Origin of the sequence: Methanobrevibacter sp., assembly GCF_045116495.1 — an archaeon.
In the GTDB taxonomy this organism is placed as follows: domain Archaea; phylum Methanobacteriota; class Methanobacteria; order Methanobacteriales; family Methanobacteriaceae; genus Methanocatella.
Window position 1 is genome coordinate 1 of the sequence record NZ_JBGULU010000154.1, and the last position, 2,246, is coordinate 2,246.

General features: G+C 32.9%; 1 protein-coding gene. It reads left to right on the plus strand.

Going from position 1 to position 2,246, the window contains the following annotated elements:
- The first annotated feature begins 169 nt into the window (after positions 1-169).
- Positions 170-2,059, plus strand: coding sequence for a hypothetical protein (locus tag ACJMLH_RS08205; protein ID WP_405276572.1), 1,890 nt, complete (start codon positions 170-172; stop codon positions 2,057-2,059).
- The last annotated feature ends 187 nt before the right edge of the window (positions 2,060-2,246 follow it).

Here is a 2,246-nt window from a genome sequence, read left to right on the forward strand (position 1 = left end):
CCTAAGATCGCGGTCGCAGATCTTACACTATTTTAAAATTGTTAGAAGATCTAATATTTGATCGTAAGTCTTTGATTTAATTAAAAATAATTCCGAAAACAGCTTTACTTTTATCTTATAACTGTGTAAGATATATGTTGCACTATTTGTTTTATTTCGGAATAATACTATGAATCTTGAAGAAGCTTACGGTTTATTAAATAACATATACGTCAATTTCAGTAAGAGCGCTAAAAGCTATTATGTTTATTCCTATAGACCTCAATACGATACTGTCACCAAAAGAACCTTAAAAAAGGATGTCACCAGTATCGGTAAAATATTTTCAGAGACAGGATTGGGAGAAATAACATTTAACAGTAGTTTTCTGAATGCACATCCCGGTTTTGTTAATCTTTCAGTTGTTAGAACCGGGAAAAATAAAATACATATTGAAACAAAGAATACTGACAAAGCCGCATCAACACAAAAATCAGAGCCCATTCTGGATGCGAGACATATGAAAATAGGAGCTTCCTACTTTATAAGTGAAATTTTGAAAAAATCGTATTCCGGAAGGACCTTAAAATTTTTGCTTGATAGCAAAAAGCTTACTAAGATTCAGTATGAACAGCTAAAAAGCATCCTGATTTATGCTATTTATGAGGGAGTTAAGCATTTAGGGGGGATCGAATATTTTATCCGGGATCATGTTGTTCCTTATCAGAAAAATATCAATAAAGATACAATTCAGCGAATATACGAGGTTTTGACGAGTGAATTTATTATTGGGTTTTACAAGAAAAAGCAGGAACTAATAAATGCAGATTTGTCTCAACAGAAAAGCTCACTGGCTGATCGGCGTTACATCGCTCTTGACGGTACTAATATTGATGTAAAATCTCCTAATCTGAATAATGCTGATTACGGCAAATCCAAAAGTAACAACACCAATCCAATCATAAACTTTATGTCTTTGATTGATCAGGACACCGGAACGTTAATGGGACATTGCACATATTCAGGCCATACCAAAGATATCTCTACCCTTGAAGGGGCAGTTAAACAACTATCATACTTTGGATGTAAAAACTATGCCATAGTAGTGGATAGAGGCTACTGGTCAATCTACAACATTAATGTAATGTACAACATTAACCTTGATTTTGTTGTTCATGTAAAAATCTGCCACAGTACTGTTAAAAAATTCATTGAGAGGAATATTGGTGATTTGGCAGTAGGTAACGGTTGTATCAGAATTGAGCACAATAATGAAATTAACTACGGCAGACGATTTGATTTGGAATGGGCGTTTCATGATCTTAAAACTCACAAAAAACGACGAAAAAATATTTATCTGTATGCATTCTACAATTCTGAACTGGCAGCAAAAAATAAATCAGATCTGGAAAACAAAGTTAGGGAACTTAACTCTTCATACTCTGATTATCTGGAGGCTGTAAATAAAGCTGTTGCGGATCACAAGAAAAAACCTGAAGAACCTACTTTGTCGGACTATTATAAGGAACTTGTAAAAAATGGCATTCTGTTCTTTAACTCTAAATTCAATCGTTTTGATTTGAATGATGTAAAAGCTTATAAGTACTGCCAGGGCGGAGGTGTATGGATTATTGCTTCATCAATGAAATTAGATTGTGAAAAAATATTTTTATTGTATCGCCAGCGTAACGAAATTGAGGTTATGTACCGTTACTTTAAAAATCATGTTGATGCAGATACTTTAAAGGTAAGTTCTGAAGAACATTTTGATGCAAAATTATTTATTGGGTTACTTGCCTCTGAATTTCTTAACTATGTAAAACTAAAAATAAACAAATGGAATGAAACAGCTATACAAAAAGACAAGGCGCAACTCAAAGATAATTCTTTTTATATGACTTTCAAAGATCTTGATACATTGGAATGTATATATCATGATAAAACAATCATTCCGACTACCAATATTTTAAAACGACACGAAAATTTATTTAAAGCAATGGGAATTGATCCTATCGTTTTGCAAAATACCAAGCTAAAAACGGCAACCTTAAATGATGATTTAGGATTAGTAGCCAACTAATAGTTTCGTGTAAGAAAAAAGTGAGATCTTAGGGATGGAATTAATTTTGATTATTTTTTAATCGAATTTAAAAAGGAAAGAACAAAAGATAAACAATAATATAATTTGTTTTTTGATCTAGATTTAATTTGGAGGATGGTGCCCGGGGCCGGAGTCGAACCGGCACGGATGTTTAGTCCGAGGGATT